30 protein-coding genes are annotated in these 25,385 nt (G+C 63.8%); 10 read left to right on the top strand and 20 right to left on the bottom strand.

The genetic code is table 11. The features are described 5' to 3' along the window. Position 1: 1 nt before the first annotated feature. Complete coding sequence (locus QZ656_RS12465; RefSeq protein ID WP_291993687.1) at positions 2-856, bottom strand: IclR family transcriptional regulator; 855 nt, start codon at positions 854-856, stop codon at positions 2-4. Positions 857-986: 130 nt separating this feature from the next. Further along, positions 987-1,490 (bottom strand): thiol peroxidase, encoded by a 504-nt coding sequence (tpx, locus tag QZ656_RS12460; RefSeq protein ID WP_291993686.1) that lies wholly within the window; start codon positions 1,488-1,490, stop codon positions 987-989. A 274-nt stretch (positions 1,491-1,764) separates the two neighbouring features. Between tpx and QZ656_RS12455 the strand changes: the two genes are divergently transcribed. Further along, positions 1,765-2,295 carry a hypothetical protein gene (locus QZ656_RS12455; RefSeq protein ID WP_291993685.1) on the top strand — a complete coding sequence of 177 codons (531 nt, stop codon included), beginning with the start codon at positions 1,765-1,767 and terminating at the stop codon, positions 2,293-2,295. Positions 2,296-2,384: 89 nt separating this feature from the next. On the opposite strand, the gene QZ656_RS12450 is transcribed toward QZ656_RS12455, so the two are convergent. After that, on the bottom strand, positions 2,385-3,998 hold the full coding sequence (locus QZ656_RS12450) for a 4-hydroxyphenylacetate 3-hydroxylase N-terminal domain-containing protein (RefSeq protein WP_291993684.1): 1,614 nt from the start codon (positions 3,996-3,998) through the stop codon (positions 2,385-2,387). Positions 3,999-4,067: 69 nt separating this feature from the next. Between QZ656_RS12450 and QZ656_RS12445 the strand changes: the two genes are divergently transcribed. Then, complete coding sequence (locus tag QZ656_RS12445) at positions 4,068-4,733, top strand: TetR/AcrR family transcriptional regulator (RefSeq protein ID WP_291993683.1); 666 nt, start codon at positions 4,068-4,070, stop codon at positions 4,731-4,733. A gap of 31 nt (positions 4,734-4,764) precedes the next feature. Here QZ656_RS12445 and QZ656_RS12440 read toward each other — a convergent pair whose 3' ends face one another. From QZ656_RS12440 to QZ656_RS12420, 5 genes are all read right to left on the bottom strand, one after another. Continuing rightward, entirely contained in the window at positions 4,765-5,355 is a 591-nt protein-coding gene (locus tag QZ656_RS12440) for a 1-acyl-sn-glycerol-3-phosphate acyltransferase (protein ID WP_291993682.1), read from the bottom strand. A gap of 171 nt (positions 5,356-5,526) precedes the next feature. After that, positions 5,527-5,847 (bottom strand): multidrug efflux SMR transporter, encoded by a 321-nt coding sequence (locus QZ656_RS12435; protein ID WP_291993681.1) that lies wholly within the window; start codon positions 5,845-5,847, stop codon positions 5,527-5,529. A gap of 9 nt (positions 5,848-5,856) precedes the next feature. Further along, the gene (locus QZ656_RS12430; RefSeq protein ID WP_291993680.1) at positions 5,857-6,180 is read right to left on the bottom strand and encodes a multidrug efflux SMR transporter; all 324 of its coding nucleotides are present in this window, start codon (positions 6,178-6,180) and stop codon (positions 5,857-5,859) included. 176 nt (positions 6,181-6,356) lie between these two features. Further along, complete coding sequence (locus QZ656_RS12425; RefSeq protein WP_291993679.1) at positions 6,357-7,877, bottom strand: DUF3482 domain-containing protein; 1,521 nt, start codon at positions 7,875-7,877, stop codon at positions 6,357-6,359. Next, positions 7,874-9,352: a DUF2868 domain-containing protein gene (locus tag QZ656_RS12420; RefSeq protein ID WP_291993678.1), complete on the bottom strand. Its 1,479-nt coding sequence runs from the start codon at positions 9,350-9,352 to the stop codon at positions 7,874-7,876. Before QZ656_RS12420 ends, QZ656_RS12425 begins: the two co-directional genes overlap by 4 nt. A 163-nt stretch (positions 9,353-9,515) precedes the next feature. Between QZ656_RS12420 and QZ656_RS12415 the strand changes: the two genes are divergently transcribed. After that, the gene (locus tag QZ656_RS12415; RefSeq protein ID WP_291993677.1) at positions 9,516-9,935 is read left to right on the top strand and encodes a hypothetical protein; all 420 of its coding nucleotides are present in this window, start codon (positions 9,516-9,518) and stop codon (positions 9,933-9,935) included. An 11-nt stretch (positions 9,936-9,946) separates the two neighbouring features. On the opposite strand, the gene QZ656_RS12410 is transcribed toward QZ656_RS12415, so the two are convergent. The 8 genes from QZ656_RS12410 to QZ656_RS12375 form a co-directional block, all read right to left on the bottom strand. Further along, a complete protein-coding gene (locus QZ656_RS12410) occupies positions 9,947-10,882 on the bottom strand; it encodes a carbohydrate kinase family protein (RefSeq protein ID WP_291993676.1) in 936 nt (311 codons plus the stop codon). Between the two features lie 84 nt (positions 10,883-10,966). Beyond that, positions 10,967-12,022: a DUF3426 domain-containing protein gene (locus tag QZ656_RS12405; RefSeq protein WP_291993675.1), complete on the bottom strand. Its 1,056-nt coding sequence runs from the start codon at positions 12,020-12,022 to the stop codon at positions 10,967-10,969. Positions 12,023-12,026: 4 nt separating this feature from the next. Beyond that, positions 12,027-12,917: a 50S ribosomal protein L11 methyltransferase gene (prmA, locus tag QZ656_RS12400; RefSeq protein WP_291993674.1), complete on the bottom strand. Its 891-nt coding sequence runs from the start codon at positions 12,915-12,917 to the stop codon at positions 12,027-12,029. 15 nt (positions 12,918-12,932) lie between these two features. Continuing rightward, a complete protein-coding gene (gene accC, locus QZ656_RS12395) occupies positions 12,933-14,297 on the bottom strand; it encodes an acetyl-CoA carboxylase biotin carboxylase subunit (protein ID WP_291993673.1) in 1,365 nt (454 codons plus the stop codon). Between the two features lie 217 nt (positions 14,298-14,514). Next, positions 14,515-14,967 (bottom strand): acetyl-CoA carboxylase biotin carboxyl carrier protein, encoded by a 453-nt coding sequence (accB, locus tag QZ656_RS12390; RefSeq protein ID WP_291993672.1) that lies wholly within the window; start codon positions 14,965-14,967, stop codon positions 14,515-14,517. An 82-nt stretch (positions 14,968-15,049) separates the two neighbouring features. Beyond that, positions 15,050-15,541: a type II 3-dehydroquinate dehydratase gene (gene aroQ / locus QZ656_RS12385; RefSeq protein WP_291993671.1), complete on the bottom strand. Its 492-nt coding sequence runs from the start codon at positions 15,539-15,541 to the stop codon at positions 15,050-15,052. Between the two features lie 48 nt (positions 15,542-15,589). Further along, positions 15,590-16,141 (bottom strand): TlpA disulfide reductase family protein, encoded by a 552-nt coding sequence (locus tag QZ656_RS12380; RefSeq protein ID WP_291993670.1) that lies wholly within the window; start codon positions 16,139-16,141, stop codon positions 15,590-15,592. Next, positions 16,138-16,728, bottom strand: a complete 591-nt coding sequence (locus tag QZ656_RS12375) for a hypothetical protein (RefSeq protein WP_291993669.1) — start codon at positions 16,726-16,728, stop codon at positions 16,138-16,140. The genes QZ656_RS12380 and QZ656_RS12375 overlap by 4 nt, the downstream gene beginning before the upstream one ends. Before the next feature lie 102 nt (positions 16,729-16,830). On the opposite strand from QZ656_RS12375, the gene mpl reads away from it, so the two are divergent. Beyond that, a complete protein-coding gene (gene mpl, locus QZ656_RS12370) occupies positions 16,831-18,189 on the top strand; it encodes a UDP-N-acetylmuramate:L-alanyl-gamma-D-glutamyl-meso-diaminopimelate ligase (RefSeq protein ID WP_291993668.1) in 1,359 nt (452 codons plus the stop codon). 4 nt (positions 18,190-18,193) lie between these two features. Here mpl and cyoE read toward each other — a convergent pair whose 3' ends face one another. The 3 genes from cyoE to QZ656_RS12355 form a co-directional block, all read right to left on the bottom strand. After that, the gene (cyoE, locus tag QZ656_RS12365) at positions 18,194-19,090 is read right to left on the bottom strand and encodes a heme o synthase (protein ID WP_291993667.1); all 897 of its coding nucleotides are present in this window, start codon (positions 19,088-19,090) and stop codon (positions 18,194-18,196) included. A gap of 149 nt (positions 19,091-19,239) precedes the next feature. Further along, entirely contained in the window at positions 19,240-19,593 is a 354-nt protein-coding gene (locus QZ656_RS12360) for a cytochrome c oxidase subunit II transmembrane domain-containing protein (RefSeq protein ID WP_291993666.1), read from the bottom strand. 15 nt (positions 19,594-19,608) lie between these two features. Beyond that, positions 19,609-20,100: a DUF2244 domain-containing protein gene (locus QZ656_RS12355; protein ID WP_291993665.1), complete on the bottom strand. Its 492-nt coding sequence runs from the start codon at positions 20,098-20,100 to the stop codon at positions 19,609-19,611. 385 nt (positions 20,101-20,485) lie between these two features. Here QZ656_RS12355 and coxB point away from each other — a divergent pair, with 385 nt between their 5' ends. From coxB to QZ656_RS12325, 6 genes are all read left to right on the top strand, one after another. After that, positions 20,486-21,655: a cytochrome c oxidase subunit II gene (coxB, locus tag QZ656_RS12350; RefSeq protein ID WP_291993664.1), complete on the top strand. Its 1,170-nt coding sequence runs from the start codon at positions 20,486-20,488 to the stop codon at positions 21,653-21,655. Positions 21,656-21,686: 31 nt separating this feature from the next. Beyond that, positions 21,687-23,297, top strand: a complete 1,611-nt coding sequence (gene ctaD, locus QZ656_RS12345; protein ID WP_291993663.1) for a cytochrome c oxidase subunit I — start codon at positions 21,687-21,689, stop codon at positions 23,295-23,297. Then, complete coding sequence (locus QZ656_RS12340) at positions 23,294-23,410, top strand: cytochrome oxidase small assembly protein (protein ID WP_291993662.1); 117 nt, start codon at positions 23,294-23,296, stop codon at positions 23,408-23,410. Before ctaD ends, QZ656_RS12340 begins: the two co-directional genes overlap by 4 nt. Continuing rightward, positions 23,407-24,012 (top strand): cytochrome c oxidase assembly protein, encoded by a 606-nt coding sequence (locus QZ656_RS12335; RefSeq protein WP_291993661.1) that lies wholly within the window; start codon positions 23,407-23,409, stop codon positions 24,010-24,012. The genes QZ656_RS12340 and QZ656_RS12335 overlap by 4 nt, the downstream gene beginning before the upstream one ends. Before the next feature lie 3 nt (positions 24,013-24,015). Next, on the top strand, positions 24,016-24,228 hold the full coding sequence (locus tag QZ656_RS12330; protein WP_291993660.1) for a DUF2970 domain-containing protein: 213 nt from the start codon (positions 24,016-24,018) through the stop codon (positions 24,226-24,228). Positions 24,229-24,289: 61 nt separating this feature from the next. Beyond that, on the top strand, positions 24,290-25,144 hold the full coding sequence (locus QZ656_RS12325; protein WP_291993659.1) for a cytochrome c oxidase subunit 3: 855 nt from the start codon (positions 24,290-24,292) through the stop codon (positions 25,142-25,144). A 46-nt stretch (positions 25,145-25,190) separates the two neighbouring features. Here QZ656_RS12325 and QZ656_RS12320 read toward each other — a convergent pair whose 3' ends face one another. After that, a complete protein-coding gene (locus tag QZ656_RS12320; protein ID WP_291993658.1) occupies positions 25,191-25,385 on the bottom strand; it encodes a twin transmembrane helix small protein in 195 nt (64 codons plus the stop codon).

Here is a 25,385-nt window from a genome sequence, read left to right as displayed (position 1 = left end):
GTCACGGCGAGCCAGCGCCTAGCGACGGCGGCGGCTCGCCAGCAACGCCGTCGCTGCTGCCATGGCCGAGGCGCCGTGAGAGCGTCGCCGCGGCTTCGCGCGTGTCGCGCGCCATCGGGCTATCCCAATCCAGGTCGAAGCTGCCGATGATCCCCAGAGAGGTAACCGCGGCAAGCATCCGGCCAGTATGCCCAAAGACCGGCGCGCTGAAGCCGTTGATGCCGGCCGCAACGCTACCCGAAGCACGTGAAATACCGTGCCTGCGAATGTCGTCCAGGCGCTCGTTGAGCGCCGACAGCACCGCCGCTGGCGTCGAGCCGCTGGCCTCGGCGCTGACCTGTACCTCGGCGTCGAGCATTCTCTTGAGGTAGGGCGAGCGATAGAAAGCGGCGAACGCCAGACCGGTCGCCGACGAGGTCAGCGGCAGAACGACGCCGGTGCGCAGGGTGACGGTCACCGGTCCGCCGGCTTCGACCCAGCGCACACAGGTGGCACCTCGGTTGCCCCACATCGCCAGCGCCACCGTCGCGCCGATGTGCTCGCAGAGGTCGTCGAGTACCGGCCCGGCCAGCCGTACCGGATCGAGCCGCGCCAGGCTTGCCAATCCCAGCTCCAGCGAAAACTCGCCGAGGTCGTAGCGGCCGGTATTGGCGTCCTGCTCGACCAGCCCCATGCGCATGAAGCTGACCAGATAACGACGAGCCTTGGCGGCCGGCATGCCGGCGTTGCGGGCGACGTCGCGCAGCATCATCGACCGCCTGCTGGCAGCCAGCGCGCGCAACAAGCGCGCGCCGACTTCGATCGACTGGATTCCCTGCCGCTGCTTCACCAACTCGCTATTGTTCGTGTCGACCATTGGCCTGCTTCCAGTCAGTGCGGCGCGGTGCGGTGCGCGACGGCGACTGCGCAGCCGACCGCCGAGCGACGAAGCCGGCCGCGCCGCGAGCGCTGCTCGACTTCGCCGGGATTTGCCTCAGACCCTGGCCTCAGGCAAGAGCCCGCAGGGCGGCGTCGTAGTCGGGTTCGTCCTTGATCTCGGCAACCAGCTGGCTGTACAGCACCTGGTCGTCGCCATCAAGCACCACCACCGCGCGCGCTGCCAGGCCAGCCAGCGGGCCGTTCTCCAGCGCGACGCCATAGTCTTCGAGAAACTCGCGCCCGCGCATGGTCGACAGCGTGAGCATCGAATCCAGACCCTCGGCGCCACAGAAGCGGCTCAGCGCAAAGGGCAGGTCGGCCGAGATACACAAGACCACGGTGTTGCTCAGCGCGCTGGCCTGCTCGTTGAATTTGCGCACCGAGGTCGCGCAGGTCGGCGTATCGACGCTGGGAAAGATGTTCAAGACCTTGCGCTGACCGGCAAAACTGCTCAGCGAAACGTCGGCGAGATCCTTGCCGACGAGCGTGAAAGCGGGCGCCACCTGGCCTTTTTGTGGAAGATTGCCCTTGACTTGAAACGGGTTGCCACCGAGTGTCACTGTGTTGGTCATGTTTTTTCCTTATCGTCGTTGAGGTGTCGGGAGATTCGCGAAGCGGCCGACCATTCTGGGCGGCGGTCCTTGGGCATTATTCCACAGCCGAAGTTCGCCTGCCGACGAGATCGCCGTCGATCGCCGTTTGTACCGGCGCTGGCCGGCAAAAAGTCGGCCAATTGACTAGCCCAGCCAGCGTCAGCGATACTTGCCGCCGCCGCCGTGGGTTTCGTGTTCGGGGGCCACCAGCAGGTCGGCAATCAAGGTCGCTTTGAGCAAACATGGAGGCAAGATGGACAGCCACTTTTCAGTTCGGTTACGCGCGCTGGCAGTATTCACCGCGCTGTTTGTTTCGGCGTGCGCCGGCTACGACGGCGGCAATCTGAAAGCGGGCGTGTCGACACTGCCCGAGGTCGTGGCGTCGATGGGCTCGCCGGCAATGGTCTGGAAGAATGCCGATGGCAGCGAACAGCTCGCTTACCCGCGCGGCCCGGCGGGCACGCAGACTTTCATGGCGTATGTCGGACCTGACGGAAAGCTGCAACGCCTCGAAGAGGTGCTGAACACCGAGCATTTTGCTCTTGTCCGGGCGGGAATGAACAAGGACGAGGTGCTGCGCGTGCTTGGCCCATCGGGCTCGCAATGGACAGAGTTTTACTCGCGAAGCAACACCTTGGCCTGGTCGTGGCTGTTCTGCAACAGCTGGAATTCTCAGGAATTTTTCGACGTGATGTTCGACGGCAGCACGGGTATCGTACGTTCAACGGGGCAGCACCCGAATCTTTCGGGGCCAGGTGGCGTGCAGCCGTCTTGCGGGCAATGACCGCCAACCGCCATTGAAAAAGCTTCGCCGGTGTTTCGAGCAGCGCCGAGCCACGGCGTCGCGCGCGCCGGCGGAATGGCGGCGCTTGGTCAGTCGCTGGCGCGGCTCGCGCGGCCGGGCAGCGGCACCATCAACGCTTGCCCGGGCGGCGAGCAGCCGCTGTCGCAGCAGCGTCCCGGTTGGCGGTTGCGGCTAATCGGCCGCACCGGGTCGTCGACCAGACCGCGATCGAGTAGCCGCTCGACCAGAGCCACTTTCTCACCAACCGGGTAAGTGCGCCAGATCTCCTGCTTCATCGCCGCCGGCGAGCCGCCGCCGTGCAGGCTGATCACCGAATACCAGCCGGCCTGGTACGAGGCAGTGAGATCCTCCATGAAGCGTGCGACCTCAATGCGTTTTTCGTAAGGGACGTCCGGATTGGCGCGCAAGACGTCGGCCAGACTGGCGGCGGTGGCCGGATTATGGTCTTCGTCGGGCCCCGGCAGGGCGACAATCAGGCCGCCCGAGACTTCGTGCGCCAAGCGGTGCATGTCGTAGATCTTGGTCGCCAGCAGGAGTTTGCCAACGTTGGCAAAGACCGGGTCGGGCATGAAGCTGCCGCTAACGTCGTCGGCCCGGGAATAGACGCTGGCGGCGACGCCGCAGGCGAAAAAACCCTCGACGATGGTGATCAGCTCGACCATCGAGTCGCGCAGGTTCGACTCGGCGCCGGGGTCGAAGCCGTTGGCTTCGCAGATCAGCGCGCCAGCGCCGATCAGCAGGTCGCCAAAGCCGGCGCGGGCGGCGATACAGCTGTGGCGGTGATGCGTCGCGTAGTTGTAGGTCAGCGCTCCCGAGTGCTGCCAGTCGCCGGCGTAGAAGACCCGCTCCCAGGGGACGAAGACGCGATCGAAGAGGACGACCGCGGTCGCTTGCCCATAGCGGCGCGAGAACAGCGGTTGGCCGTGCTCTGGCTTCTCGCCAGGTCGTCCGGCGGCTCGCGAGACGATGGTCACGCCCTCGGCGTCTACCGGCAGCGCGCAGCAGACGGCGAAATCGGCGTCTTCCGGGCCCATGTTGCGGCACGGCATGACCAGCAGCTCGTGCATGTACGGCGCGCCGGTAACGATCGCCTTGGCGCCGGAGATGACGATGCCGCGACCGTTGCGCTCGACGATGTGCAGGTAGGAATCGGCGTTCGCCTGCTGGTGCGGGCGCTTGCTGCGGTCGCCCTTGGCGTCGGTCATGGCGATTCCCAGCGACAGGTCGCGGTCCTGCACGTGCGTCAGGTATGCGGCGAAGCGCGCACGATGCTCGCTGCTGCCACGCGCGTCGTCGATGCGCGCGCTGACCTGATGGATGGCGTTCAACGCATCGTGCGCCAGATAGCGCTGCGCGCAGCCGGTTTCCTTGCACAGCAGACGAACCGCCTCGAGCTTGTTGAGCAGATCGCCCGCCGACTCGTCGATATGCAGCATGCGGTTCACGACGCTGGCCCGCGTTGACTGATGTGCGGTCATCAGGGGCGCTTTGTCGGCGTCAAGAGCAAAGTCGTAGGTCACCGCCAGGGCATTGATCCCCGGCTGCAACTCCGGCGCGTCGACCACCGACTCGATCCGCCGCCCATCGACGTAGACCAGCGGCCGGTAGCGGCGCAGGGACTCCCGGTAGTCGCTGCCGCTCATCAGCGTCGCCGATGGTAAAGCCTGGTGGGTGTCTTGCATACGCCTTGCCTCTCGGTATTAGAAATTATTTAACATCGTTCAATTTGTCGTCAAGCGTATAATGCGGCCATGCGCGAGTCAATCAAAAGGTCAGCGAAGAACACCACCACAGCTCTCGAAGGCGGCCCCGACGACGATGCGCGCGCGCGCCGCGCCGCGGCGATGACCGAGGTCCGCCGTGGCTTGGTGGTCGATGCGGCGCGCAGCGCTTTCTTCGAGCTGGGGCTGAACGGCACCAGCCTGCGCGAGATCGCCAAGCGCGCCGGCTACACGCCGGGGGCGATCTACAGTTATTTTTCGAGCAAGGAGGAAATCTACGCCGCCTTGCTCGGCGAATCGCTGGCGCGCCTGAACGCAGCGGTCGCTGGCGCAGAAAACGCCGGCAGCACGGCCGCCCGGGTGAACAGCAAGGCCGGCGCCTTGTTCGCTTTCTACAGCGAAAATCCGCGCGATCTCGATCTTGGTTTCTACTTGTTGCACGGCGTGCGACCGCAAGGCCTGAGCCGCGAACTCGACGCGCAGCTGCGCGTCGCGCTGCAACCGACGGCCGCCGCGCTGGCCGAGTACGGCCTCGATCCAGCCGAAGTCGAAACTGAGCTTGCCGCACTGTTCGCGCATATCGTCGGCCTGCTGGTGCTGATCCATACCGGACGGCTGCGGATCTTTCGGCAACAGGCGCGGCCACTGCTGCAACGTTACCTCGAACAACTGACGGAAAGACTGCAGGGCCGTTGAACCAGGGCGGCGCTCTGCCGCCGTGCACCGCTCAGTCGGCGTGAAACTGGTTCGCGTTGCGGCCCTTGAACGGCGCATAGAAGGCCTTGATCGCCGCCATGTCGACGTCGATGTCGCCGCTTGGTTCGAAAATCGCGCCGAGGCCGCTGCGCTTCTTTTCGTAATCCATGTAGGCCATCACGATCGGTACCTGCGCACTCACCGCGATGTAATAGAAACCGGTCTTCCATTGCCGCGACTTGCTGCGCGTTCCTTCCGGCGGCACGATCAGTTGTACCGGACCGTCGGCCGCCCGGATTGCCGCTGCCGACGCAGCGACCAGGTTATTGGACGTCTCGCGTTGCACCGGGATGCCGCCCAGCCACATCATCAGACCACGAAACGGCGGCCTGAAGATCTGTGCCTTACCCATCCAGTAAATGTTCAGGCGCAGCGTGAAAGCGACCATCAGCGTGTACGGCAGATCCCAGTTGCTGGTGTGCGGCGCGGCGATCAAGACGCTCTTGCTGGCGCCGGGCGGCAGGCAGCCTTCGACTTGCCAACCGCCAAGCTTCAGAAAGCTCACCGAGAAGGCGCGCAACACGGTGTTGACGAGCGGCGTGGTAAAGATGGTGCGATGCATGGGTCGGCCTATTACCGTGCAAGTGGAGGGAAAACGTTCATGACTTTGCTTAGCGGGGGTCCGAATGCTCATGACCGGTGCTGGCGGCGCCAGGCAACTCGCCGGGAGAGCGGCCAGCGCGTTCGCGGTGAGCGCGCATTATCGCCCACGTCAGCCCTTGCCGACGCCGAACTAGGCCACGAGCTTGAGGCCCAGGATGCCGGCGACGATCAGCCCGACCGAGACGAAACGAGCCAGTCGAGCCGGTTCCTTGAACACCAGGATGCCGAGAGCAAAGGTGCCGACCGCGCCGATGCCGGTCCACGCCGCGTACGCGGTGCCCATCGGAATGCTCAGCTGCGCGTAGAGCAACAAGGCGCCACTGGCGACGATGCAGACAACGGCGAAGGCGATCCATCCCCAGTGCGTGCCACGCTCGCCGTGGCCAAGCTTGAGGCCGAGCGGCCACCCACACTCGCAGACGCCGGCGAGGAAAATGGCGATCCAGTCCATCGTCGGCGCCTATTTCGACGACGCTTTGAGGCCGACGATGCCGGCCACGATCAGGCCGACGAAAGCGAAGCGCTCGACGGTCGCCGCCTCGCCAAACAGGACAATGCCGAGCAGGAAGGTGCCGACCGCACCGATGCCGGTCCACACCGCGTAGGCGGTGCCGATGGCGATCCGTCGCTGGGCAATCAGCAACAAGGCGCCGCTGGCGGCGATGCAGCCGGCGGCGAAGGCCAACCATCCCCAATGCGTGCCGCTGTCCGACCAGCCAAGCTTGAGTCCGACCGGCCAACCCCATTCGAAGACGCCGGCGACGAGCAGCGCGAACCACTCCACGGCTAGGCTCTAATGTGAAAGTCGCGCAAGCGACTCACGAAACTCCCGTCTCCCCTTGCGGGAGAAGGGCCGGGGGTGAGGCGGGGAATTCAGGGAGCCTGCTCCCTGCCCGGCGAACGATTCCGGCTTGCAAGCCGGAATGCGCACTGTAAGTGAGAGGGAAACGGTCATGACTTTCATGATCTGAGGTCTGTCAACATGTCATGACCGTTAGCGTCGCTTGCCGATGGCGCGGCGGCACTGGCGAGGACTCCCGGATAGAGGCGATCGAGAATCGTTCGGGCGATTTCGTCGATTACCGGCTGCACCCGCGCGGCGACGATGCCCGGCGCCTGGCCGGCAGCGCGCGCCGACCAGCTACCGGTCAGCGCGTCGCTGGCCTCGGCGACGGCGGCGCTGACCAGCGGAGGCCAGAACGCGGGATACTCGGTCTCCTGCCACTCGCCGCGCCCGCGCCCGTAATGCGCCACCGCCAGGTAGCGCAGCAACGAGCTGACCACCAGTTCGGCGAGGAAGGCATCGTCCCAGCGCAGGGTGGTACCGCGTCGGCCGCGCACGATGTTGACGCCGCGAGCGACGCCGGCACCGCCAAGCGCGCCGAGAACGGCGCCGGTAATCATGCCCGTGCCGAGTGTCATGCCGGCGTGTGCAATGTCGACGCCGATACCGGTCAGCGCGCCCGACAGCGCGCCGCCCATCAGCGCCGCCTTCTTCTCGTTGACCGGCGCCTCGACGGTCACCGTCCGCGCGATCCGCCGCAACAGTTCTTCGCTGGCGTGACCCTCGAGTTGATGGATGGCGATCAGCCGATCGAGCGCCGCTCTGAGGTCGGCGTCGAGTCGTCCGCCGAGCGCCAGCAAAGCGCGCGCCTTGTCGTCGTCGCCGTCCTTGTGCGGCAGACCCAGGGCCCGCCCGAGGTCGCGTAAAGCTCCCTTGACGCGCGTTTCCGGCAAGATTTCGATATCCAGCGCGGCAGCTGCCAGGGTTTCCGCGAGAACCGCCATCGCCGCGTCGAACTGCTCCTCCCGGCGCTGCTGCCAGGCGTCGATCAGGCGCGTGTAGGCCGGCTGGCGCTCGCTTGGCAGCACTTTGCCGACTTCGCGAAAAAGCATCATCTCCTGCACCCAGCAGCGCGCGAAAGCGTCCAGTGGCAGCACCGCACGAACCGCCTGGTAGCCGCCGAGAAGTTGCCGCCAGCGCTCGTGCTCGGCGGCCTCTTCGTCGCCGGGTCGGCAGCGGCCGGTCTGGTTGAGGAGCACGATCACCGGTTTGCCGATCCATTCCAGAATCGCCAACTCGGGCTCGAGGTAACCGGCGTCGCCTGGCTCTTCGGCGGCGTTGACCAGATAGAGTACGACGTCCGCCTGGTCACGTACGTTCGCCACTGCCTGCTGCGAGAACCACAAGGAGCGATCACGAAAGCGATCCCATACCTGCCCCATAAACCAGCCGATCGGGTTGCCTTGCTGGCGCAGGCGCTTGGCCAGCCGCGCGCTGTCGCCAAATCCCGGCGTGTCCCAAAGTACCAGTTCGTCGCCGGCCGGCGTGCTGATCAGCGAGTGGACGGTGTTGTCGACGGTCACGTGCGGCGCGTCACGAATTTCACCGATGTCGCGCCCGAGCAGCGTGCGCGCGAGCGTCGTCTTGCCCGCGTTGGTGTGCGAAATCAGCGACAGAGAAATCAGAAAATCGTTCACAAGGAGCCTTCCAGACGGCGTTCGATCTCGTCTTGCGCCGACGCCAGATCGAGTTTTGCCAGATTGACGAATACCGGAACAAGACCACGATTGGCGAGTTCGGCACCTTCTGTGACGGCGGCGAGTTCGGCCCGCCACGCCGAACGGCGCGCCGCCAGACGTTTGGCGTCGGCGTCGAAGCGGGCGTGCCACGGGGCTTCGTCGACCAGCACCAGCAGCGGCGCGGCGCTCGCCGCCGCGCGCAAGGCAGCGACAAAAGCCCCCTGCGTTTCGCGTTCCGGCGTCGCCGCCAGGCTGAACAGCGCGATCAGCGGGCCGTTACCGTCGGGCCGCGCGGCAGCCGGCAGCGCATCCTCGTCGCCATAGTTCACCGGCGCCGTGCAGCGAATCGCTGCCTTGCTCCCGAAGACCCGGCCGAGCAGCGTTTGCAAGCCGGCCAGCGCGATCGGCAAAGGATGATAACTGTAGGGAATCACCGTCAGCTGCACCGGCCCGGCGTGGTAGCCGTGCAACAGGCGCTGATAATAGGGCTCGTCGAAGCGCGTGAGCAGCTGCCTGGATCGACGCCGTTCGACAAAAGCACTGAACACGCCAAGCACGATTCGCGGCACGACGACGACGACGACGATGGTCGCCGCCAGCAGGTGTAGCCAGGGCGCCGCGTTCTCGGTCGCTGGCCACGCCCCCGAGCGAATCGCCGCCAGCGCAGCGACGTCGGGCAAGGCGCCACCGGTCAACCAAACGCCGGGCGCCAGCATTGCCGTCAGCAGCGCGTGCGCGGCGTCGGCGCCAAGGAAAGTACTTTCCCAGGTGGCGCGATATTCGACGGCGAAGCCGCGCAGGTAAAGTCCGGCAACGAGGCCGACGGCAAACAGCGCCGCCGAGAAATGCAGGATACGCGCCAGCCGAGCGCCGTGCAGGGGTGCGGCGACGGCGCTCCAGTCGCCGATCAGGCGCGCCAGAATCGCCGCCGGCATCGGCCCTTGCCGATGCCGCGGCAAGCGACCGCTGGCGCCCACGCAGGCGCCAAGGAAGCGGCGCAAGGGCCCGGCTGCGCGGCCAGCTCGTCGCCGGCGCGACAGCAAAGCGACCAGGATGACGAGGTAGACGCCGACGTTCCAGGCCAGCAGGCCGAGTACCGGCGGTGCCAGCAGGTTGATCTCCTGTGCCGAACCGATACGGTCGATGGCGACGCCGGCAAAAAGCGCCAGCAGCATCACCAGCCCGCCGATCCACGGCCGCCAGAGCAGGCCGTCGACGACGCCAACGAGGGCCGCGTCGCGGCCGCGCAGACGTTCCAGCGCCAGAGCGGCGCGACGGCCGACGAAAACCGCGGCGCTGGCGCCTTCACCGACGGCTTCGGCCGCCGCCTGGCTGGACCACGAGCGATCATCGTCGGTCCACAGCCGCCGATCGCCGTCGACCGTCTCGACTGCCCGCAGCGCCGTGGCCAGCAGCGCCTCGCGTTCATTCATCGTCGGCGACACCAAGCTGGAGACCTCGCTGTTGGCCATCCATCCCGCCGAAAGACGGCGTCACCAAGGCCGCTTGCCAAGACAGGCAGCGCCGCAAAACAGCTGGATTTCCAGCCGTTTGCCGTGCTATCTTCAAGTGCTTTCCATATATTGAGGCTGACCCGTGACGCCGCATCGTCCGATCATCATCATTTTTCTCTGCGGCCTGCTGGCCGCGTGCATACTGACGCGACCAGAACCCGAAGCTTCGCCACGCCAGGCGGTGGTCAGCGGCGACGGCCAACAGCTGCAGTTCAAGCTGGCCAGCGGCGTCTATCGCTGCGAGTCCGGGCAAAACGTGCAGATTCAACGCGACACGATCAACAGCAATCTGATCGAAATCAGCTGGCAGGGCAATCGCCGCACGCTGCTGCGCTACGATTCGACGTCCGGCCTGCCGCGCTACGAGGACCGGCAGCATGGCTTGCTGTGGATTGACCTGCCGTGGAAAGGCGTCCTGATGGACGCCAGAAGCGGACGGCCGCTGGCCAACGAGTGCAAGTTGGCGGGCAGCGCTCGCAGTTCCGAGCGCGCTGGCGGCTAGCACGCCGATCTCTACCAGGGACTGCTGCCGAACGCTCCGGCAAAAAGAGCGGCAATTTCCTCGCGGCTCGGCCGATGGTTCTGGCCACCCCGATGGGCGATCTTGAGCGCTCCCATCACCGCCGCCAGCCGACCCGTCTTGGGCCAATCCCAGCCAGCGCTGATGCCGTACAGCAGGCCCGAGCGGTAGGCATCGCCACAGCCCGTGGGGTCGATCAGCGCCGTCGGCTTGACGCAGGGAATGTCGTGCCAGCCGCCACCCGCGTGAATTCGCGAACCTTCGCCGCCAAGCGTGACGATCAGGGCCTGCACTTCGCCGGCGAGCTGTTCGAGGGTGCGCCCCGTCCGGTCACACAGCAGCTTCGCCTCGTAGTCGTTGAAACAGGCGTAATCAGCCAGCTTCATGAAGCTCATCAGATCGTCGCCCGAGAACATCGGCAAACCCTGGCCAGGGTCAAAGATGAAGGGCACGCCGGCGGCGGCCAGGTCGTGGGCGTGTTGGAGCATGCCGTCACGCCCGTCGGGAGCGACGATGGCCAGCGTCGCACCCGGCGCATCGACCACCCGATTGTCGTGCGAGCTGGTCATTGCGCCGGGGTGAAAGGCGGTGATCTGGTTGTCGTCGAGGTCGGTGGTAATGAAAGCCTGCGCCGTAAAGCTGCCAGCGATCCGGCGCACATGCGCCCGCGACAGACCAAGCTCGTCGAGCCGCAGCAGATAGGGATCGGCGTCGTCACCGACGGTGGCCATGATCAATGGCTCGCCGCCGAGCAATTTCAGGTTGTAGGCAATATTGCCGGCGCAGCCGCCAAACTCGCGGCGCATCTCGGGGACCAGGAAAGCGACGTTCAGGATGTGGATCTGCTCGGGCAGGATGTGATTCTTGAAGCGATCATGGAAAACCATGATGTTGTCGAAGGCGATTGAACCGCAAATCAGTGTGGACATGGATTTTTCAGGGAATATTGACAGCGTTGAATGAATGAGGCACCGCAGCCGATCGCTCGCACGGCTCGCCGCCGAGGCACGTGCTCACGGGTAAAAGACGTATAGCCGGTAGCCCGCCGCGTCGACCTCCTTGGCGTCGAGCGTCAGGCGGACGTCGAGGTCGCCATTGGCCGGGAACGAGCCTTCGGCCAGCGCGCTCGGCGGCAGATACTCCTCGGGCATGAATACGCGGCGGACGACAGCCTTGTCGTCGGCCGCGGTCAGGGTCAGTTCGATCGCCGGCAAGGCCTGCGCATAGCTGGCCCGGTTGCGTAGCGTAGCCTGTAGTGCCAGCAGCTTGTTGCGCCCGGCTTCGCTCTGCAGATCGGAAGCTTCGATACTCACCAGATCGGCGTGCCGTGGCAGCGGGATGGTGGTACCAAGCGCGGTGCTGAGAACGGCCAGCGCGGGTCGCAAGCTGGGTGCGATAAGGACCATGGTGCCGCGGAAATGAAAGATCAGCTGGCCGATGAGCAGCAGCAGCAAGAGCACGATGGCGATCACGAAGGGGCCGCTCGGCCGCTTGCCGGCCGTTGCCGATACGGGCTTGCTGATCGCGCCTTCCAGCCAGCGGTCATGGCCGGCGGCTTCCCTGGTTTCGCCGGGAACGACCATGCCGATGCTCGCCAGCGCGGCGCTTTCCGGCATCGCCGCCGGCTCCGCGGGCGTGGCGGTAATGACCGGCAAGTCGGGCGGTAGCTCGAGCGTTGAATCGAGCGGCGAATCGGGCGGTGAATCAGGCGGTGAATCAGGCGGTGAATCAGGCGGCGAAGCGGCCGGCTCGCTGCCGGTAAGCGCCTCGGCAACGTCGCCATCGCGGCTGGCCGAAGCACTGCTGGCGGCGGGCAGTTCGAGCGAGCCGTCGTCGGCCTCCTGCTGGCGCAGCAGCACGGCTACCGTCGGCGTCGCCGTGTTCCGCTCGCCGCCGTCGGGCGCCGCCGCGAGCGGCGCACTGACGACCGCTTCGCCGTCGTCGACCAGGCCCTCGATGGCGTTGAAGACCTTTCGGCATTGGCCGCAGCGGACCTTGCCAGCGCGTGCCTTGAGTTGCTCGGAGCTGACGCGAAAGACGGTCTGACAGCCTGGACAGCAGGTCTTCATTGGCTCATTCCTTGACGCCCGCCAGGCACACCCAGCCGTCGCGCGTGTCGGCTATGTGGAGCGGCAGATGAGGCGCATAGGCAGCGATCAGCTGCTCAGCCTGTTCGCACAGAATTCCCGACAGCGCCAGCCTGCCGCCCGGCCGGACGTGGCCGCAGATCGCTGGTGCCAGCACCTTCAGCGGGTTGGCCAGGATGTTGGCGACAACGATATCGAACTGGCCGGTCAGCGCGTCTTGCGAACTCTGGAAACGGACGCCGACGCCATTGCGCTCGGCGTTGCTGATCGAAGCAGTCACCGCCTGCTCGTCGATGTCGACTCCGAGCACTTCGGAGGCGCCGAGCCGGGCCGCGGCGATCGCCAGAATTCCCGATCCACAACCGTAGTCGAGAACCGATTTTGCCGGAGCAACGCAGCCTTCGAGCCATTCCAGGCACAGGCGCGTCGTTGGATGCGAGCCGGTGCCGAAAGCCATTCCCGGGTCGAGGACCAAAACAATCGCCTCGGGATCGGGTGCCTGATGCCACGAGGGAACGATCCACAAACGCTCCGAGACGCGAATCGGTTCGAACTGCGCCTGCGTGACGCGCACCCAATCCTGTTCGGCCACGTCTTCCTGGGCGTAGGCCGGCACCTCGACTAGTCCGGCGATCGCCGCGCAGACGTCGATCAGTCGCGCCGCATCGGTTTCCGGCTTGAGCAGCGCGACGACGCGTGAGCGCTCCCAGCCCGGCCGTGTCGCCGCGCCGGGTTCGCCGAACTGCGGCGTTTCGTCCGGCGTCCCGGCGTCGGCGTCCTCGATGCTGGCGGCCAGCGCGCCTTCTGCCAGCAGTGCGTCAGCCAGCGCTTCGGCGTGCAGGCAGTCGGTCTCGATGCTGATGGATAGCCAGGTCATGATGATCGGCGCCGGTCAGCTGTCCCTCTTGACCTCGTTCTTGGCGGCCAAGCGCTGTTCGAGATAGTGAATACTCGTGCCGCCTTCCATGAACCGCGCGTCGTGCATCAGTTCCTGATGGAGCGCGATATTGGTCTTGATCCCCTCGATGCTCATTTCCGATAGTGCCGTACGCATCCGACGAATCGCCTGGTCACGAGTGTCACCGTAGGAAATCACCTTGGCGACCATCGAGTCATAGTGCGACGGAACCGTGTAACCCTGATAGATATGCGAGTCAACGCGGATGCCGGGGCCGCCCGGCGGATGATAAAAGGTGATCTTGCCCGGCGAAGGAACAAAGGTAAACGGGTCTTCGGCATTGATCCGGCATTCGATGGCGTGGCCGCGGAATGCGAGGTCGCGCTGCTTGAAGCGCAGCCGCTCACCGTGCGCGATGCGGATCTGCTCGTTGACCAGGTCGACGCCGCTGATCAACTCGGTAACCGGATGCTCGACCTGGATGCGCGTATTCATCTCGATGAAATAGAACTCGCCGTTCTCGTAGAGGAACTCGAAGGTGCCCGCACCGCGATAGTTGATCCGCCGGCACGCTTCGGCGCAACGCTCGCCGATACGCGTGATGTGGCGCACCGCGATACCCGGGGCCGGCGCCTCCTCGATGATCTTCTGGTGACGGCGCTGCATCGAACAATCGCGCTCACCAAGGTGGACGGCATTCCGGAAGCTGTCGGCAAGAACCTGGATCTCGATGTGCCGCGGGTTTTCGAGGTACTTCTCGAGGTAAACGTTGGGATTGCCGAAAAAAGTCTGCGCCTCGGCGCGAGTCATGGTCACCGCGTTGGCCAGCGCCGCTTCCGTATGGACGACACGCATGCCACGACCGCCACCACCACCGGCGGCCTTGATGATCACCGGGTAACCAACGTCCCTGGCCATGCGCAGGATATCCTTGGGATCGTCGGACAAAGCGCCTTCGGAGCCGGGAACACACGGAACCCCGGCAGCGCGCATGGCGTTTTTAGCGGACACCTTGTCGCCCATCAGGCGAATCGTTTCCGGGCGAGGGCCGATGAAGACGAAACCCGAAGACTCAACGCGCTCGGCAAAATCGGCGTTCTCGGAGAGAAAGCCATAGCCCGGGTGAATCGCTTCGGCGTCGGTCACCTCGGCCGCCGAGATGATCGCCGGCACATTGAGATAGCTCAGCGCCGAAGCGGGCGGGCCGATGCACACCGATTCGTCGGCAAGCCTGACGTACTTGGCGTCGCGGTCCGCCTCCGAATGGACGACGACGGTCTTGATACCGAGTTCGCGGCACGCGCGCTGGATGCGAAGAGCAATTTCTCCGCGATTGGCGATCAGGACTTTGCCGAACATGACTGACACCTCTCCTTGCTGTGAAAGTCGCGCGTGCGACCCACGAATGTCCCTTCTCCGCCGCTGCCGAAGAAGGGCCGGGGTGAGGCGGGAAATTCAGGGCGCATGCTCCCTGCCCGGCGAACGATGCCGGCGTGCAAGCCGGAATGCGCACTGCAAGTGCGAGGGAAACGGTCATGACGGGCATGATCGAGGGTGTCGCGAATGCTCATGACCGTTAGCCGATGATGAACAGAGGTTCGCCGTACTCTACCGGTTCACCATTCTCGACCAGGATCGCGACGACCGTCCCAGCCCGGTCGGCGTCGATCTCGTTGAGCAACTTCATCGCTTCAATGATGCATAGCGTGTCGCCTGCCTTGACGACGCTGCCGATCTCGACAAAAGGCTCGGCGCTGGGGCCCGAGGCCCGGTAGAAGGTGCCGACCATCGGCGACTTGAGCATCTCGCCCTCCGGAAACTCGGGCTCATCGGGCGGCGCGGCGGCCGCGCCTGGCGCTGCCGACATTAGCGGCACCGGCGTGGCCAGCGACATCGCGTAGGCCTGGTGGGCAATCGCTCCGCCATTCTTGACGATGCGAACTTTTTCCTCGGCATCGTTGATCTCGAGTTCGGTAATGCTCGACCCCTCGACGAGATCGATGAGTTTCTTCAGTTTGCGCAGATCCATGAATTCTCTCCGGATGAATAGTCTTGCTTGCGGCCACACCCTGATACCGGCGCCTGCCGGCATTCGCCGCGGCGCGCCGGCCTCACTCTGCCGAAACCTTGCTCAGCAGATACTCGAGGGCCAACAGGTAACCCTCGCTGCCAAGGCCGGAGATGACGCCAATCGCCAGATCGGAAAAGTATGATTGCTGGCGGAAAGACTCACGCGCATGCACGTTGGAGAGGTGGACTTCGATAAACGGAATCGCGGTCCCGGCGACGGCATCGCGAAGCGCGACGCTGGTATGAGTGTACGCTGCGGGATTGATGATCATGTAGCGGACGCCCTGTTCGCCAGCGGCGTGCACGCGCTCGATCAGTGCTCCCTCATGGTTGCTCTGGAAGGACTCGAGGTTGACTCCAGCACCCTCGGCACGGTGAGCCAGAGCCATATTGATCTCGGCCAGGGTGGTCGAACCGTAGTATCTGGGTTCGCGGGTACCGAGGAGATTGAGATTGGGGCCGTGCAGAACCAGTAGCCGGGGAAGCTGCGACGCCTTGTCAGTTTCCGCGGTAGTGTTCTTTTGCTTCTTCATGGGCCGGATTTTGCCGCAAATCGCGGCATTCTGTCCAGCAACACGTCTTCAGCGAGACGTCGCCTGGTGCAGAAAGCGGTCCAGTTCGACCTCCGACAAAGGCCCCAGCCGGACCAGATCGACCTTTTTCGCTGGACTGATGACGACCGTATAGGGAAGAGCCAGCGTCACGTTGCCGAATTGTTGCGCCAGTTCGATGCCGCGTGCGCCGCCGATCAGCAGCGGATAGGTGACGCGCTGGAGTTGCGAAAAATCCAGCACACTTTCGGCAGAATCCAGCGCGATACCGACAAATTGAACGCCCTTCGCTCCATGAAGTCTCTGCAAGCGCGAAAACGCCGGCATTTCATCGCGGCACGGCGGGCACCAGGTGGCCCAGAAGTTGACCACCAGGGTCTTGCCCTGCCACTGCGAGAACGCCTGCGCTTGCCCGTGTACATCGTCCAGACTGGTGGCGAAGAAACGCTCGACGACGGCTGCGTCGTCAGCAGACAAATCCTGCTGACGCGTGTCAAAACGCTGCGATAACGCGTAAAACCCCGCCAGAATCGCGAAGATCGCGGCAAACAGCCCAAGCAGCAAGCCTTGTCGCCGGCTCATTGTGCAAGCAACTTGTTAACCACCTCGAGGCGCGCGTGTTCGCGTACCCGGCCGGCACGCGTCCGGAAGTTGACGCGCTCTTCAGCACGCGGGTAGACCACCAGGTTGACCACCGCGTCATCGCTGAAAATGGTCAGAACGGCTTCGGCACGGTCGCTGCGCGGTTGGCTGTGACGGTAATCGATACGCTCGTTGAGCAGGAAGATCTCGACGTCCTTGGCACTGTCGGTGAAGAGCTGGATGTCGATCTCCGCGTGACGGCCGGCGGTGCCGTCGAGCACCGAACCGCTCAGGTAGGGGTTGAAGCGCTGCACCACGGTCATCAAGCGCGCGGCAACGCGCAGCAGGTGCAGGTTTCTCGCCCGCTGCTCGTCGTCCTGAAAGAGGCGCTGATAAGTTCGCAGCTCGACCTCGACTTCACGGTCTTCGGGCATCGGCGCGCTGTCCGGCAAGCCCAGGCGGCGCACCGCCTTGCGTTTGGCCAGAGCCGGCGCGTTGATACCATCTTCGGCCATCAGGCGTGCCGCGAGGCTGGCAATGAGGCTGCGCTGCTGGGCGTTGTTCTGGCGATCCTGTCGGCTGCTCATGGCGGCGTCGGTTGGCAAATGACAAAGCGGAAGCACGGCGCGGTGAGGCGTACAATCGCGCCCTACTCGCGTCACTTCCCGATTCTAACTTGGATCGCTGACATGCACATTCATATCCTCGGCATCTGCGGTACCTTCATGGGCGGCGTGGCGCAGCTGGCGCGCGCCGCCGGCCACCGGGTGACAGGCTGCGACAGCGCCGTCTATCCGCCGATGAGCGCGCAGCTCGAAGCGGCACAAATCGAACTCGTCGAAGGTTACGACGCCGCGCAAACTTCTTTTGAGCCCGACTGCTATCTGGTTGGCAACGCCATTTCGCGCGGCAATCCACTGCTCGAAGAAATCCTCGACCGTCGCCTGCCCTACCTCTCGGGGCCGCAGTGGCTGGCCGAGCACGTTCTCAAGGGACGCTGGGTGCTGGCCGTCGCCGGCACGCACGGCAAGACGACGACGGCCGCCATGCTGGCATGGCTGCTCGAGTGTGCCGGCCTTGCTCCCGGTTTCCTGATTGGTGGCGTACCCATGAATTTCGCGGTCTCCGCACGGCTATACGGAAACGACGTCAATTCGCCGTTCTTCGTGATCGAAGCCGACGAATACGACAGCGCTTTCTGCGACAAGCGGTCGAAGTTCGTCCATTACCATCCGCGAACCACCGTGCTCAACAACCTGGAGTTCGATCATGCGGACATATTCGCCGATCTAGCGGCGATCGAGACGCAATTTCACCATCTGGTGCGCACCCTGCCGAGCAATGGTCTGCTCGTGTCGAATGCCGCGGAAGACAGTCTGGAACGTGTCCTGGCGCGCGGCTGCTGGACACCGGTCGAGCGCTTCAACGATCGCGCTGGCTGGTGGGTCGACGGCGACGACGTCGATGGCACGCTGCATTTGCGGCACGGCGAACAAGTGCTCGGCAGCACCCACTGGCAGCTGACCGGCGACCATAATCGCCACAACGCGCTGGCGGCGCTGCTCGCGGCCAGGCACGCCGGCGTGCCGTTCGCGCAGGGGCTGGCGGCGCTGGCCGATTTCGCGAGCGTCAAGCGTCGCCTCGAGCTGCGCGGCAGCGCCAACGGTGTCGAGGTCTACGACGATTTCGCGCACCACCCGACGGCGATTGCCACGACCCTCGCCGGTTTGCGGCGCAAGGTCGGAGCCGCACGCATCCTGGCGATCATCGAACCGCGCTCGAACACCATGAAGCTGGGCGTCATGAAGGCCTTGCTGCCAGGCAGCCTGGCTGACGCCGACCTGGTCTTCTGCTACGCCGGCGGGCTCGACTGGAACGCCGCCGAAGCACTCGCACCGCTCGGCTACAAGGCGCTTGTCGCCAATGATCTCGAGCGTCTGGTCGAGCAGATTGTCGCCAGCAGCCGCCCCGGCGACCGGCTCCTGGTGATGAGCAACGGCGGTTTTGGCGGCATCCACGAGAAACTGCTGGCCGCGCTCGCGGCCTGATCGATCAGCGCAGGAAGTGGTCGACCAGCAGCGCCGCAAACAGCAGCGTCAGGTAGATGATTGAATAGCGGAAGGTCAGCCTCGCCAGCTTGTCGCTGTAGTCACGCCACAGGGTGACGCTGTAGACCAGGAAAATCGCATCGAGAATTAGCGCTGCCGCCAGATACCATGGACCACTCATGCCAAGCGTATACGGCAGGATAGTCGCCGCGGTGAGCATCACCACGTAGAGCAGGCTGTGCAGGCAGGTCAGGCGGATGCCATGAGTCACGGGCAGCATCGGCAAGCCGGATTTGGCGTAGTCGGCGCAGCGGTAACACGCCAGGGCCCAGAAATGTGGCGGGGTCCAGATGAAGATGATCAGGAACAGGACCAGCGCTTCCGGGCCAACCTGGCCGGTGATCGCCGTCCAGCCGAGCAGCGGCGGCATCGCACCGGAAGCGCCGCCGATGACGATATTCATCGGTGTCGCCGGCTTCAGCAGCGCCGTGTAGATCACCGCGTAGCCGAGAAAGGTGGCCAGCGTCAACCACATCGTCAGCGGATTGACGAAGACGTGCAGAATCCCGAGTCCGAGGCCACCAACCAGCGTTGCCAGGGTCAGCGTTTCTGCCGCCGAGACCTCGCCACGCGCCGTCGGGCGAGCACGCGTACGCGCCATCAGCGCATCGATCTGTTTCTCGATTAGGCAATTGATCGCTGCCGCGGCACCGGCGACCAGCGCAATTCCAACGGATGCCGCGACGAAGAGGCCAAACGGCGGGAAGGCCGGCGCCGCCAGAAACATCCCGATCATCGCTGTGAAGACGATGAGGCTGTTGACCCGCGGTTTGCACAAAGCGAAAAAAGCCTCTAGGCGCTGCCCAGGCGAACGTCGGGAACTGCTACTGATCACTGCCATATGCTTTCCTGTCCTATGCTGCCCACCAACACCGCCGACCTCGGCGGGCACTCGAAGTCTCGACTCTCTAGGCGTCTCTCGCGCCGGTCACACCAGCACGCCGCCCGGCAGGGCCATCAGCGTTCGCTGGCAAGCGCGGGCGTCATCGCTCAACTGCTGCAGTACTGACTGATCAGGGCGTAGACGACGAACAGCAGAATGGCAAACGGCACCATCGCCCACAACCACTGCACGGTCCCGGTCGGCCCGGTAAACCTGCCGGACTGGTCGTCGGCGCTCTTCCGGTGCTTGGCCAAGGAATAGATCATGACGGCAAACACCACGACGAACAACACCGCGACGATCAGCACGAAGTAAGCGTGCATCGCCAGCGGCACGCGGCCGATCGCGGCAACAGGGGCGTGCAAGCCGGCACTGGAATCGGCAGCAGACGAAGACGGAAAGGCAAGCGCCAAAATACCCGGCGAAAAAGCACCCATCCGCAAACAGCAACGATGAAGCATCTTGAACTGCGCTCCCTAGAGAGTCGTTCCGGGCCACGCCGCACCCAGGTTTCTTTTCAACTCGTTGCCGAGCAGCACTTTTTGTTCATCGGTCAGCAAGCGACCGACTTCGACCTCTTTGCCATGCGAGCAGATCAGCAGCCGCAGGCCAAATTGCCCCGCCGGCCTTGAGCACTGCAGGCGCGCCCAGTAGCGGGGAAACTCATGGCGCTCAAGGCGCGCGCCGCGGCGGATCTCGATCGTCAGCCGTTCCGACTCGATGCTAATCTTCTCGAAATCAGCGGCCTTTTTTTCTACATAGCGCAGCGCGTACCACAACAGGGCGAGATCCAGGCCGGTGAATGGCAGCACCGGCCAAGCGCCAAAATACGAGAAAGTGAAAGCGATCGAGCCGGAAGCAGCAGCCGTGACGACAAATAACCAGTTCCTTGCCGTCACCGAAAGCGAGCTGTTCGGGCGGGCCAGCCACGTCCGGGCGGTTGGTGTCTGCGCAACAACCAGGCTCATCAAGGCCTCCCGGACAACCAGACGCAGGCGCTGCCTGGCTGGAGTTGACCCAAGTCAAGGTATCTGGCCAGAAATTTTAGCACGGGCGCCGAGGCTGATGGCAAGGAGCCGACCAAGGATCGCTTTTCCGCGCGCCCCTTCGAGGCCAGCGTCATCACGACCAGGTCACCCACGACGCGGCCAGAACGCTCCGTTTCCGCGCGTCCTGGGAAGATTTTTTCGCCCGCACATTGATCCATGTCAATTGGAGTGTGTTAACCTCCCGGGCTGGTGAAAAACTGGAACGGGGTCCGACGGACCCTTCTTGGCACGTTTTCGACAACGTCAGGTGTTTGCGCCAATGCTGTGCCGCGCGGCGTGGGACCTGGCGGGGGAGAGGGAGAATATGGCACGACGCTCAAATAACAATCGCGACACCACTGGTGTGCTATCCGGGGCAGCCCGACCGCTGTTCGCGGGACTGCTCGCGCTGCTCAGCAGCACCGCCAACGCGGCTTGGGAGCTCAACCTGCAGGAACCGGTAACCGCCGTCGCCCGGCGGGTCTACGAGTTGCACAGCCTCCTGTTGTGGGTGATCGTGGTCATTTTCGTCGGCGTCTTTGCCGTCGTTGCGTATTCGCTGTACTTTCATCGCAAGTCCAGAGGCCACAAAGCAGCTACCTTCCACGACAACACGGCGGTCGAACTGGCGTGGACCATCGTGCCAGCGCTGGTCCTGGTGGCGATTGCCTTCCCGGCGACGTCGGCGCTGGTCGACATGCGTGACACCTCGCAACCCGATCTGACCGTCAAGGTCACCGGTTATCAGTGGAAGTGGGGTTACGAATACCTCACGGGCGATGCAGCCGGCGTCAAGTTCCTGAGCGTGCTATCGACGCCGCGCGACCAGATCGAAAACAAGGCACCGAAGGGTGAACACTATCTGCTCGAGGTCGATCGTCCGCTGGTCGTACCAGTCGGCAAGAAAGTGCGCATTCTGACGACGTCCAACGACGTCATTCACAACTGGTCGATGCCGGCCTTCGCCGTCAAGACCGACGCGGTTCCCGGCTTCTTGCGCGACACCTGGTTCCGTGCCGAGAAGGAAGGCACCTATCGCGGCCAGTGTTCCGAGCTGTGCGGCAAGGACCACGGTTTCATGCCGATAGTCGTCGAAGTCGTCTCCGCGGAAAAGTATGCGGCGTGGGTCGCCGAACAGAAGCAGCAACTGGCTGCAGGCGCCGAGGATCCGAACAAGGTATGGACGCTCGATGAACAGGTCGCCCGTGGTGAAACGGTGTACGCCGCCAACTGCGCCGCCTGCCACCAGGCCAGCGGCGAGGGAATGCCACCCGCCTTCCCGGCGCTGAACGGCTCCAAAATCGCCACCGGTCCCAAGGAAGCACACCTCGCTCTCGTCCTCAAGGGCAAGGCCGGAACGGCGATGGCGGCCTTCGGCGAACAGTTGAGCGACACCGATATCGCGGCCGTTGTCGCCTACGAGCGGAACGCCTGGAGCAACAAGCTCGGCGAAGTCATTCAGCCCGCCGAAGTCAAGGCGCTTCGCGGCAAGTAAGCACGCCACAGGCCATCAGGAGATTCTGACTATGCAAGCCACACCACACGCCGGTTACGCCGGCAACCACGATCACCATAGCCACGGGCACCCGACCGGTTTGATGCGCTGGGTGACGACGACCAACCACAAAGATATCGGGACGATGTACCTGTGGTTCAGCTTCGTGATGTTCCTGGTCGGCGGCGCGATGTCGCTGATTCTCCGCGCGGAGTTGTTTTCGCCCGGACTGCAGTACGTATCGCCCGAGTTCTACAACCAGATGCTGACGCTGCACGCGCTGATTATGGTTTTCGGAGCGATCATGCCGGCCTTCGTCGGCTTCGCCAACTGGATGATCCCGATGATGATCGGAGCGTCGGACATGGCCTTCGCGCGGATGAACAACTGGAGTTTCTGGTTGCTGCCGCCCGCCGCCATCCTACTGACCACGTCGATCTTCGTCCCCGGTGGCGCAGCCGGCACCGGTTGGACGATGTACCCGCCGTTGTCGATTCAGATGGGCATGGGGATGGACATGGCGATCTTCGCGGTGCACATCCTCGGCATGTCGTCAATCATGGGCTCGATCAACATCGTCACGACGATTCTCAACATGCGCACGCCTGGCATGACCCTGATGAAAATGCCACTGTTTTGCTGGACGTGGCTGGTGACGGCCTTCCTGCTGATCGCCTCGATGCCGATCCTCGCCGGTGCGGTGACGATGCTGCTGACCGACCGCCATTTCGGCACCAGCTTCTTCGCCGCCGCGGGCGGTGGTGACCCGGTACTGTTTCAGCACATCTTCTGGTTCTTCGGACATCCCGAGGTCTATATCATCGCCCTGCCGGCGTTTGGTGTGGTATCGCACGTGATCCCGGCGTTCTCGCGCAAGCCCCTGTTTGGCTATGTCTCGATGGTCTATGCCATCGCCGCGATTGGCCTGATCTCGTTCTTTGTCTGGGCGCACCACATGTACGTGACGGGCATCCCACTCACCGGACAACTCTACTTCATGTACGCGACGATGCTGATCGCCGTACCGACCGGCGTGAAGGTCTTCAACTGGGTCACCACCATGTGGCGTGGCTCGTTGACTTTCGAAACGCCAATGCTCTTCGCGCTCGGCTTCCTCGTTCTCTTTACCATCGGCGGGCTGACCGGTCTGGTGCTGGCGATGACCGCGGTCGACATCCAGTTGCAGGATACGTACTACGTCGTCGCGCACTTCCACTACGTGATGGTTGCCGGAGCGCTTTTCTCCGCCTACGCCGGCCTCTATTTCTGGCTGCCCAAGTGGACCGGGCGTATGTATAGCGAAGGTCTTGGCAAGCTCCACTTCTGGCTGTCGATCATCTTCTTCAATGTCGCCTTCTTCCCGCAGCACTTCCTCGGCCTGGCGGGAATGCCGCGACGCGTCCCTGACTACGCGCAGCAGTTTGCCGACTTCAACGTAATTTCCGGCATCGGCGCTTTCGGCTTCGGCTTCAGTCAGTTGCTGGTGCTGGTGGTCATCTTCCAGGCGTTGAAGAGCGGTGAAAAAGCTTCAAGCCGGCCGTGGGACGGTGCGCACGGACTCGAGTGGACAGTGCCTTCGCCGGCGCCCTACCATACCTTCGAAGATCCGCCTCCGTTCAATCAGGCCGAGGCACACGGATGACCCGCGACCCGTCACGCGAACAGAACAACCGGCGCATCGCGATCGGCCTGGCTCTGTTTGCTGCCGCCGTCTTTCTTAGCTATGTCATCCGACAGTGGCTGGGCAATACATGAATCCGACCCTCACCTCGCCGCCAGCGACGAGTGGACGGCCGCGGCGACCGGCGCGCAGTAATCGGCGCGTCGTCGCGGCTTTGCTGAGCGTTGTCGTCGGCAGCTTGCTTTTTCTGTCGGTGCAGCCGCGCTTCTACAAGGCCTTTTGCGACTGGTCCGGTCTCTATGATATCGACCGCGCGCAACGCGTCGCTGTTTCGTCGATCCCGCCGCGTCCGGTAACGCTTGAGTTCGATGCCAACAGTCACGACGGCAGCTTGCGCTTCCGGCCCGAGACGGCCACCCTTACCGCCAAGACGGGCGAGATCGTGCACGTGGTGTACCGGATCGAGAATACCCTGAACCGGACGGTCGTTGGCCAGGCGATCCCCAGCTATGGGCCGCAATATGCGGGTGCCTACGTCAAGAAACTCGATTGCTTTTGTTTCAAGCAGCAGACTTTTGCGCCGCACGAAGTACGCGAGATGCCCGTCGTCTTCCTACTCGAACAGGGCTTGCCGGAAGAAGTTAACACGGTCACCCTCTCGTACACCTTTTTCGAGGTCCCGAGTGGTGCTGCCACGTCTTCGCCGACGGCCACGGCAGCAGCAAGCGGGAAGTGATCGATGCCGCTGCCAGGACCACAAGCGCCGAAAGGCGAACGCTTTCGCACCATTCGTACAGTCGCCTGGGGCTTACTGGGGGTACGCGGGCACAAGCCGTACGGAGACGACGCGCCAAAGCTGTCGCCGCTGCGGATTTTGTTCATCGCGCTGGCTTTCATGCTGGTTTTCGTGCTGGTACTGGTAAGCGTGGCAACCCATTTCAGTCGCCAGTGAGCGATCGTATGCACAAGCTAACAGGCAATAACGACAATATGATCTTCAGGAGGAAGTCAAGATGAGTCATCCCGCATCCGCAAGCCGCTATTTCGTTCCTCAGCCTTCATACTGGCCGCTGGTTGGCTCTCTGGCGCTGTTACTGCTGGCGAGCGGCGCCGTGTTGATGATGAACTCGATTGACCATGGCGGCTATGTGCTGCTTGGCGGCTTTGCCGTTCTGGCAATCATGCTTTTTGGCTGGTTCGGGCGGGTCATCGGCGAATCCGAAAGCATGCGTTACAACCTGCAGGTTGATCGCTCGTTCCGTCTGGCGATGGCCTGGTTCATCTTTTCGGAAGTCATGTTCTTCGTCGCCTTCTTCGGCGCTCTGTTCTATATTCGCGTCCTCGCCATCCCCGACCTTGCCAGCCCCGACCAGGCCGCGCTCTGGGAAGGCTTCCGGGACGTATGGCCGAGCGCCGGGCCGGCCGCCAGTGATCCCTTCTCGCAGATGCACGCCTGGGGAATCCCGGCGATCAACACCCTGCTGCTGCTGACTTCGGGTGTGACGCTGACCTGGGCGCACTGGGGATTGGTCGCCCACAAGCGGCAGCAACTGATCGTCGGCCTGATCCTGACCATTGCGCTTGGTGTGCTGTTCTTGAGCCTGCAGGCGTACGAATACCTTGAAGCCTACAGCCACCTGAACCTCAAGATGACCACCGGTGTGTACGGTTCAACCTTCTTCATGCTGACCGGTTTCCACGGCTTTCACGTGACGCTCGGCGTGACGATGCTGACGGTGATTCTGATCCGGTCGATCAAAGGGCATTTCACCGCCGAACGTCACTTTGCCTTCGAAGGCGTAGCCTGGTACTGGCACTTCGTGGACGTCGTCTGGCTCGGTCTGTTCATCGTCATCTACTGGTTGTAAGACCTTCCTCGTGCGGCGCCTGGCGAACGGCGCCGCACCGACAAGATCACAGGCGGTCAATCCAGCCAAAGCGCTGCGACGCGACGAGCAGTACGAACAGCGCCAGCGAGAGACCCACACGCCAGGACAGCGCCTTGACGGCGCGCGTCTTTCCCTGACCTTGGTCGCGATAGATAAATACCAGCGCACTGCCGAGACTGGCGATGATGGCGATCAGCATCACTACGACGATGATGTGCAT

It is taken from the genome of Candidatus Accumulibacter sp. ACC003, assembly GCF_907163085.1.
Classification (GTDB): Bacteria; Pseudomonadota; Gammaproteobacteria; order Burkholderiales; family Rhodocyclaceae; genus Accumulibacter.
This window is presented reverse-complemented; position numbering and strand designations above follow the sequence as displayed.

What these genes read in the sequence shown, in the direction of transcription:
- QZ656_RS12465 (WP_291993687.1), bottom strand. Translation starts at nt 856, where the DNA reads ATGGTCGACACGAACAATAGCGAGTTGGTGAAGCAGCGGCAGGGAATC.
- tpx (WP_291993686.1), bottom strand. Translation starts at nt 1,490, where the DNA reads ATGACCAACACAGTGACACTCGGTGGCAACCCGTTTCAAGTCAAGGGC.
- QZ656_RS12455 (WP_291993685.1), top strand. Translation starts at nt 1,765, where the DNA reads ATGGACAGCCACTTTTCAGTTCGGTTACGCGCGCTGGCAGTATTCACC.
- QZ656_RS12450 (WP_291993684.1), bottom strand. Translation starts at nt 3,998, where the DNA reads ATGCAAGACACCCACCAGGCTTTACCATCGGCGACGCTGATGAGCGGC.
- QZ656_RS12445 (WP_291993683.1), top strand. Translation starts at nt 4,068, where the DNA reads ATGCGCGAGTCAATCAAAAGGTCAGCGAAGAACACCACCACAGCTCTC.
- QZ656_RS12440 (WP_291993682.1), bottom strand. Translation starts at nt 5,355, where the DNA reads ATGCATCGCACCATCTTTACCACGCCGCTCGTCAACACCGTGTTGCGC.
- QZ656_RS12435 (WP_291993681.1), bottom strand. Translation starts at nt 5,847, where the DNA reads ATGGACTGGATCGCCATTTTCCTCGCCGGCGTCTGCGAGTGTGGGTGG.
- QZ656_RS12420 (WP_291993678.1), bottom strand. Translation starts at nt 9,352, where the DNA reads ATGAATGAACGCGAGGCGCTGCTGGCCACGGCGCTGCGGGCAGTCGAG.
- QZ656_RS12410 (WP_291993676.1), bottom strand. Translation starts at nt 10,882, where the DNA reads ATGTCCACACTGATTTGCGGTTCAATCGCCTTCGACAACATCATGGTT.
- QZ656_RS12405 (WP_291993675.1), bottom strand. Translation starts at nt 12,022, where the DNA reads ATGAAGACCTGCTGTCCAGGCTGTCAGACCGTCTTTCGCGTCAGCTCC.
- prmA (WP_291993674.1), bottom strand. Translation starts at nt 12,917, where the DNA reads ATGACCTGGCTATCCATCAGCATCGAGACCGACTGCCTGCACGCCGAA.
- accC (WP_291993673.1), bottom strand. Translation starts at nt 14,297, where the DNA reads ATGTTCGGCAAAGTCCTGATCGCCAATCGCGGAGAAATTGCTCTTCGC.
- accB (WP_291993672.1), bottom strand. Translation starts at nt 14,967, where the DNA reads ATGGATCTGCGCAAACTGAAGAAACTCATCGATCTCGTCGAGGGGTCG.
- aroQ (WP_291993671.1), bottom strand. Translation starts at nt 15,541, where the DNA reads ATGAAGAAGCAAAAGAACACTACCGCGGAAACTGACAAGGCGTCGCAG.
- QZ656_RS12380 (WP_291993670.1), bottom strand. Translation starts at nt 16,141, where the DNA reads ATGAGCCGGCGACAAGGCTTGCTGCTTGGGCTGTTTGCCGCGATCTTC.
- QZ656_RS12375 (WP_291993669.1), bottom strand. Translation starts at nt 16,728, where the DNA reads ATGAGCAGCCGACAGGATCGCCAGAACAACGCCCAGCAGCGCAGCCTC.
- mpl (WP_291993668.1), top strand. Translation starts at nt 16,831, where the DNA reads ATGCACATTCATATCCTCGGCATCTGCGGTACCTTCATGGGCGGCGTG.
- cyoE (WP_291993667.1), bottom strand. Translation starts at nt 19,090, where the DNA reads ATGGCAGTGATCAGTAGCAGTTCCCGACGTTCGCCTGGGCAGCGCCTA.
- QZ656_RS12360 (WP_291993666.1), bottom strand. Translation starts at nt 19,593, where the DNA reads ATGCTTCATCGTTGCTGTTTGCGGATGGGTGCTTTTTCGCCGGGTATT.
- QZ656_RS12355 (WP_291993665.1), bottom strand. Translation starts at nt 20,100, where the DNA reads ATGAGCCTGGTTGTTGCGCAGACACCAACCGCCCGGACGTGGCTGGCC.
- coxB (WP_291993664.1), top strand. Translation starts at nt 20,486, where the DNA reads ATGGCACGACGCTCAAATAACAATCGCGACACCACTGGTGTGCTATCC.
- ctaD (WP_291993663.1), top strand. Translation starts at nt 21,687, where the DNA reads ATGCAAGCCACACCACACGCCGGTTACGCCGGCAACCACGATCACCAT.
- QZ656_RS12340 (WP_291993662.1), top strand. Translation starts at nt 23,294, where the DNA reads ATGACCCGCGACCCGTCACGCGAACAGAACAACCGGCGCATCGCGATC.
- QZ656_RS12335 (WP_291993661.1), top strand. Translation starts at nt 23,407, where the DNA reads ATGAATCCGACCCTCACCTCGCCGCCAGCGACGAGTGGACGGCCGCGG.
- QZ656_RS12330 (WP_291993660.1), top strand. Translation starts at nt 24,016, where the DNA reads ATGCCGCTGCCAGGACCACAAGCGCCGAAAGGCGAACGCTTTCGCACC.
- QZ656_RS12325 (WP_291993659.1), top strand. Translation starts at nt 24,290, where the DNA reads ATGAGTCATCCCGCATCCGCAAGCCGCTATTTCGTTCCTCAGCCTTCA.
- QZ656_RS12320 (WP_291993658.1), bottom strand. Translation starts at nt 25,385, where the DNA reads ATGCACATCATCGTCGTAGTGATGCTGATCGCCATCATCGCCAGTCTC.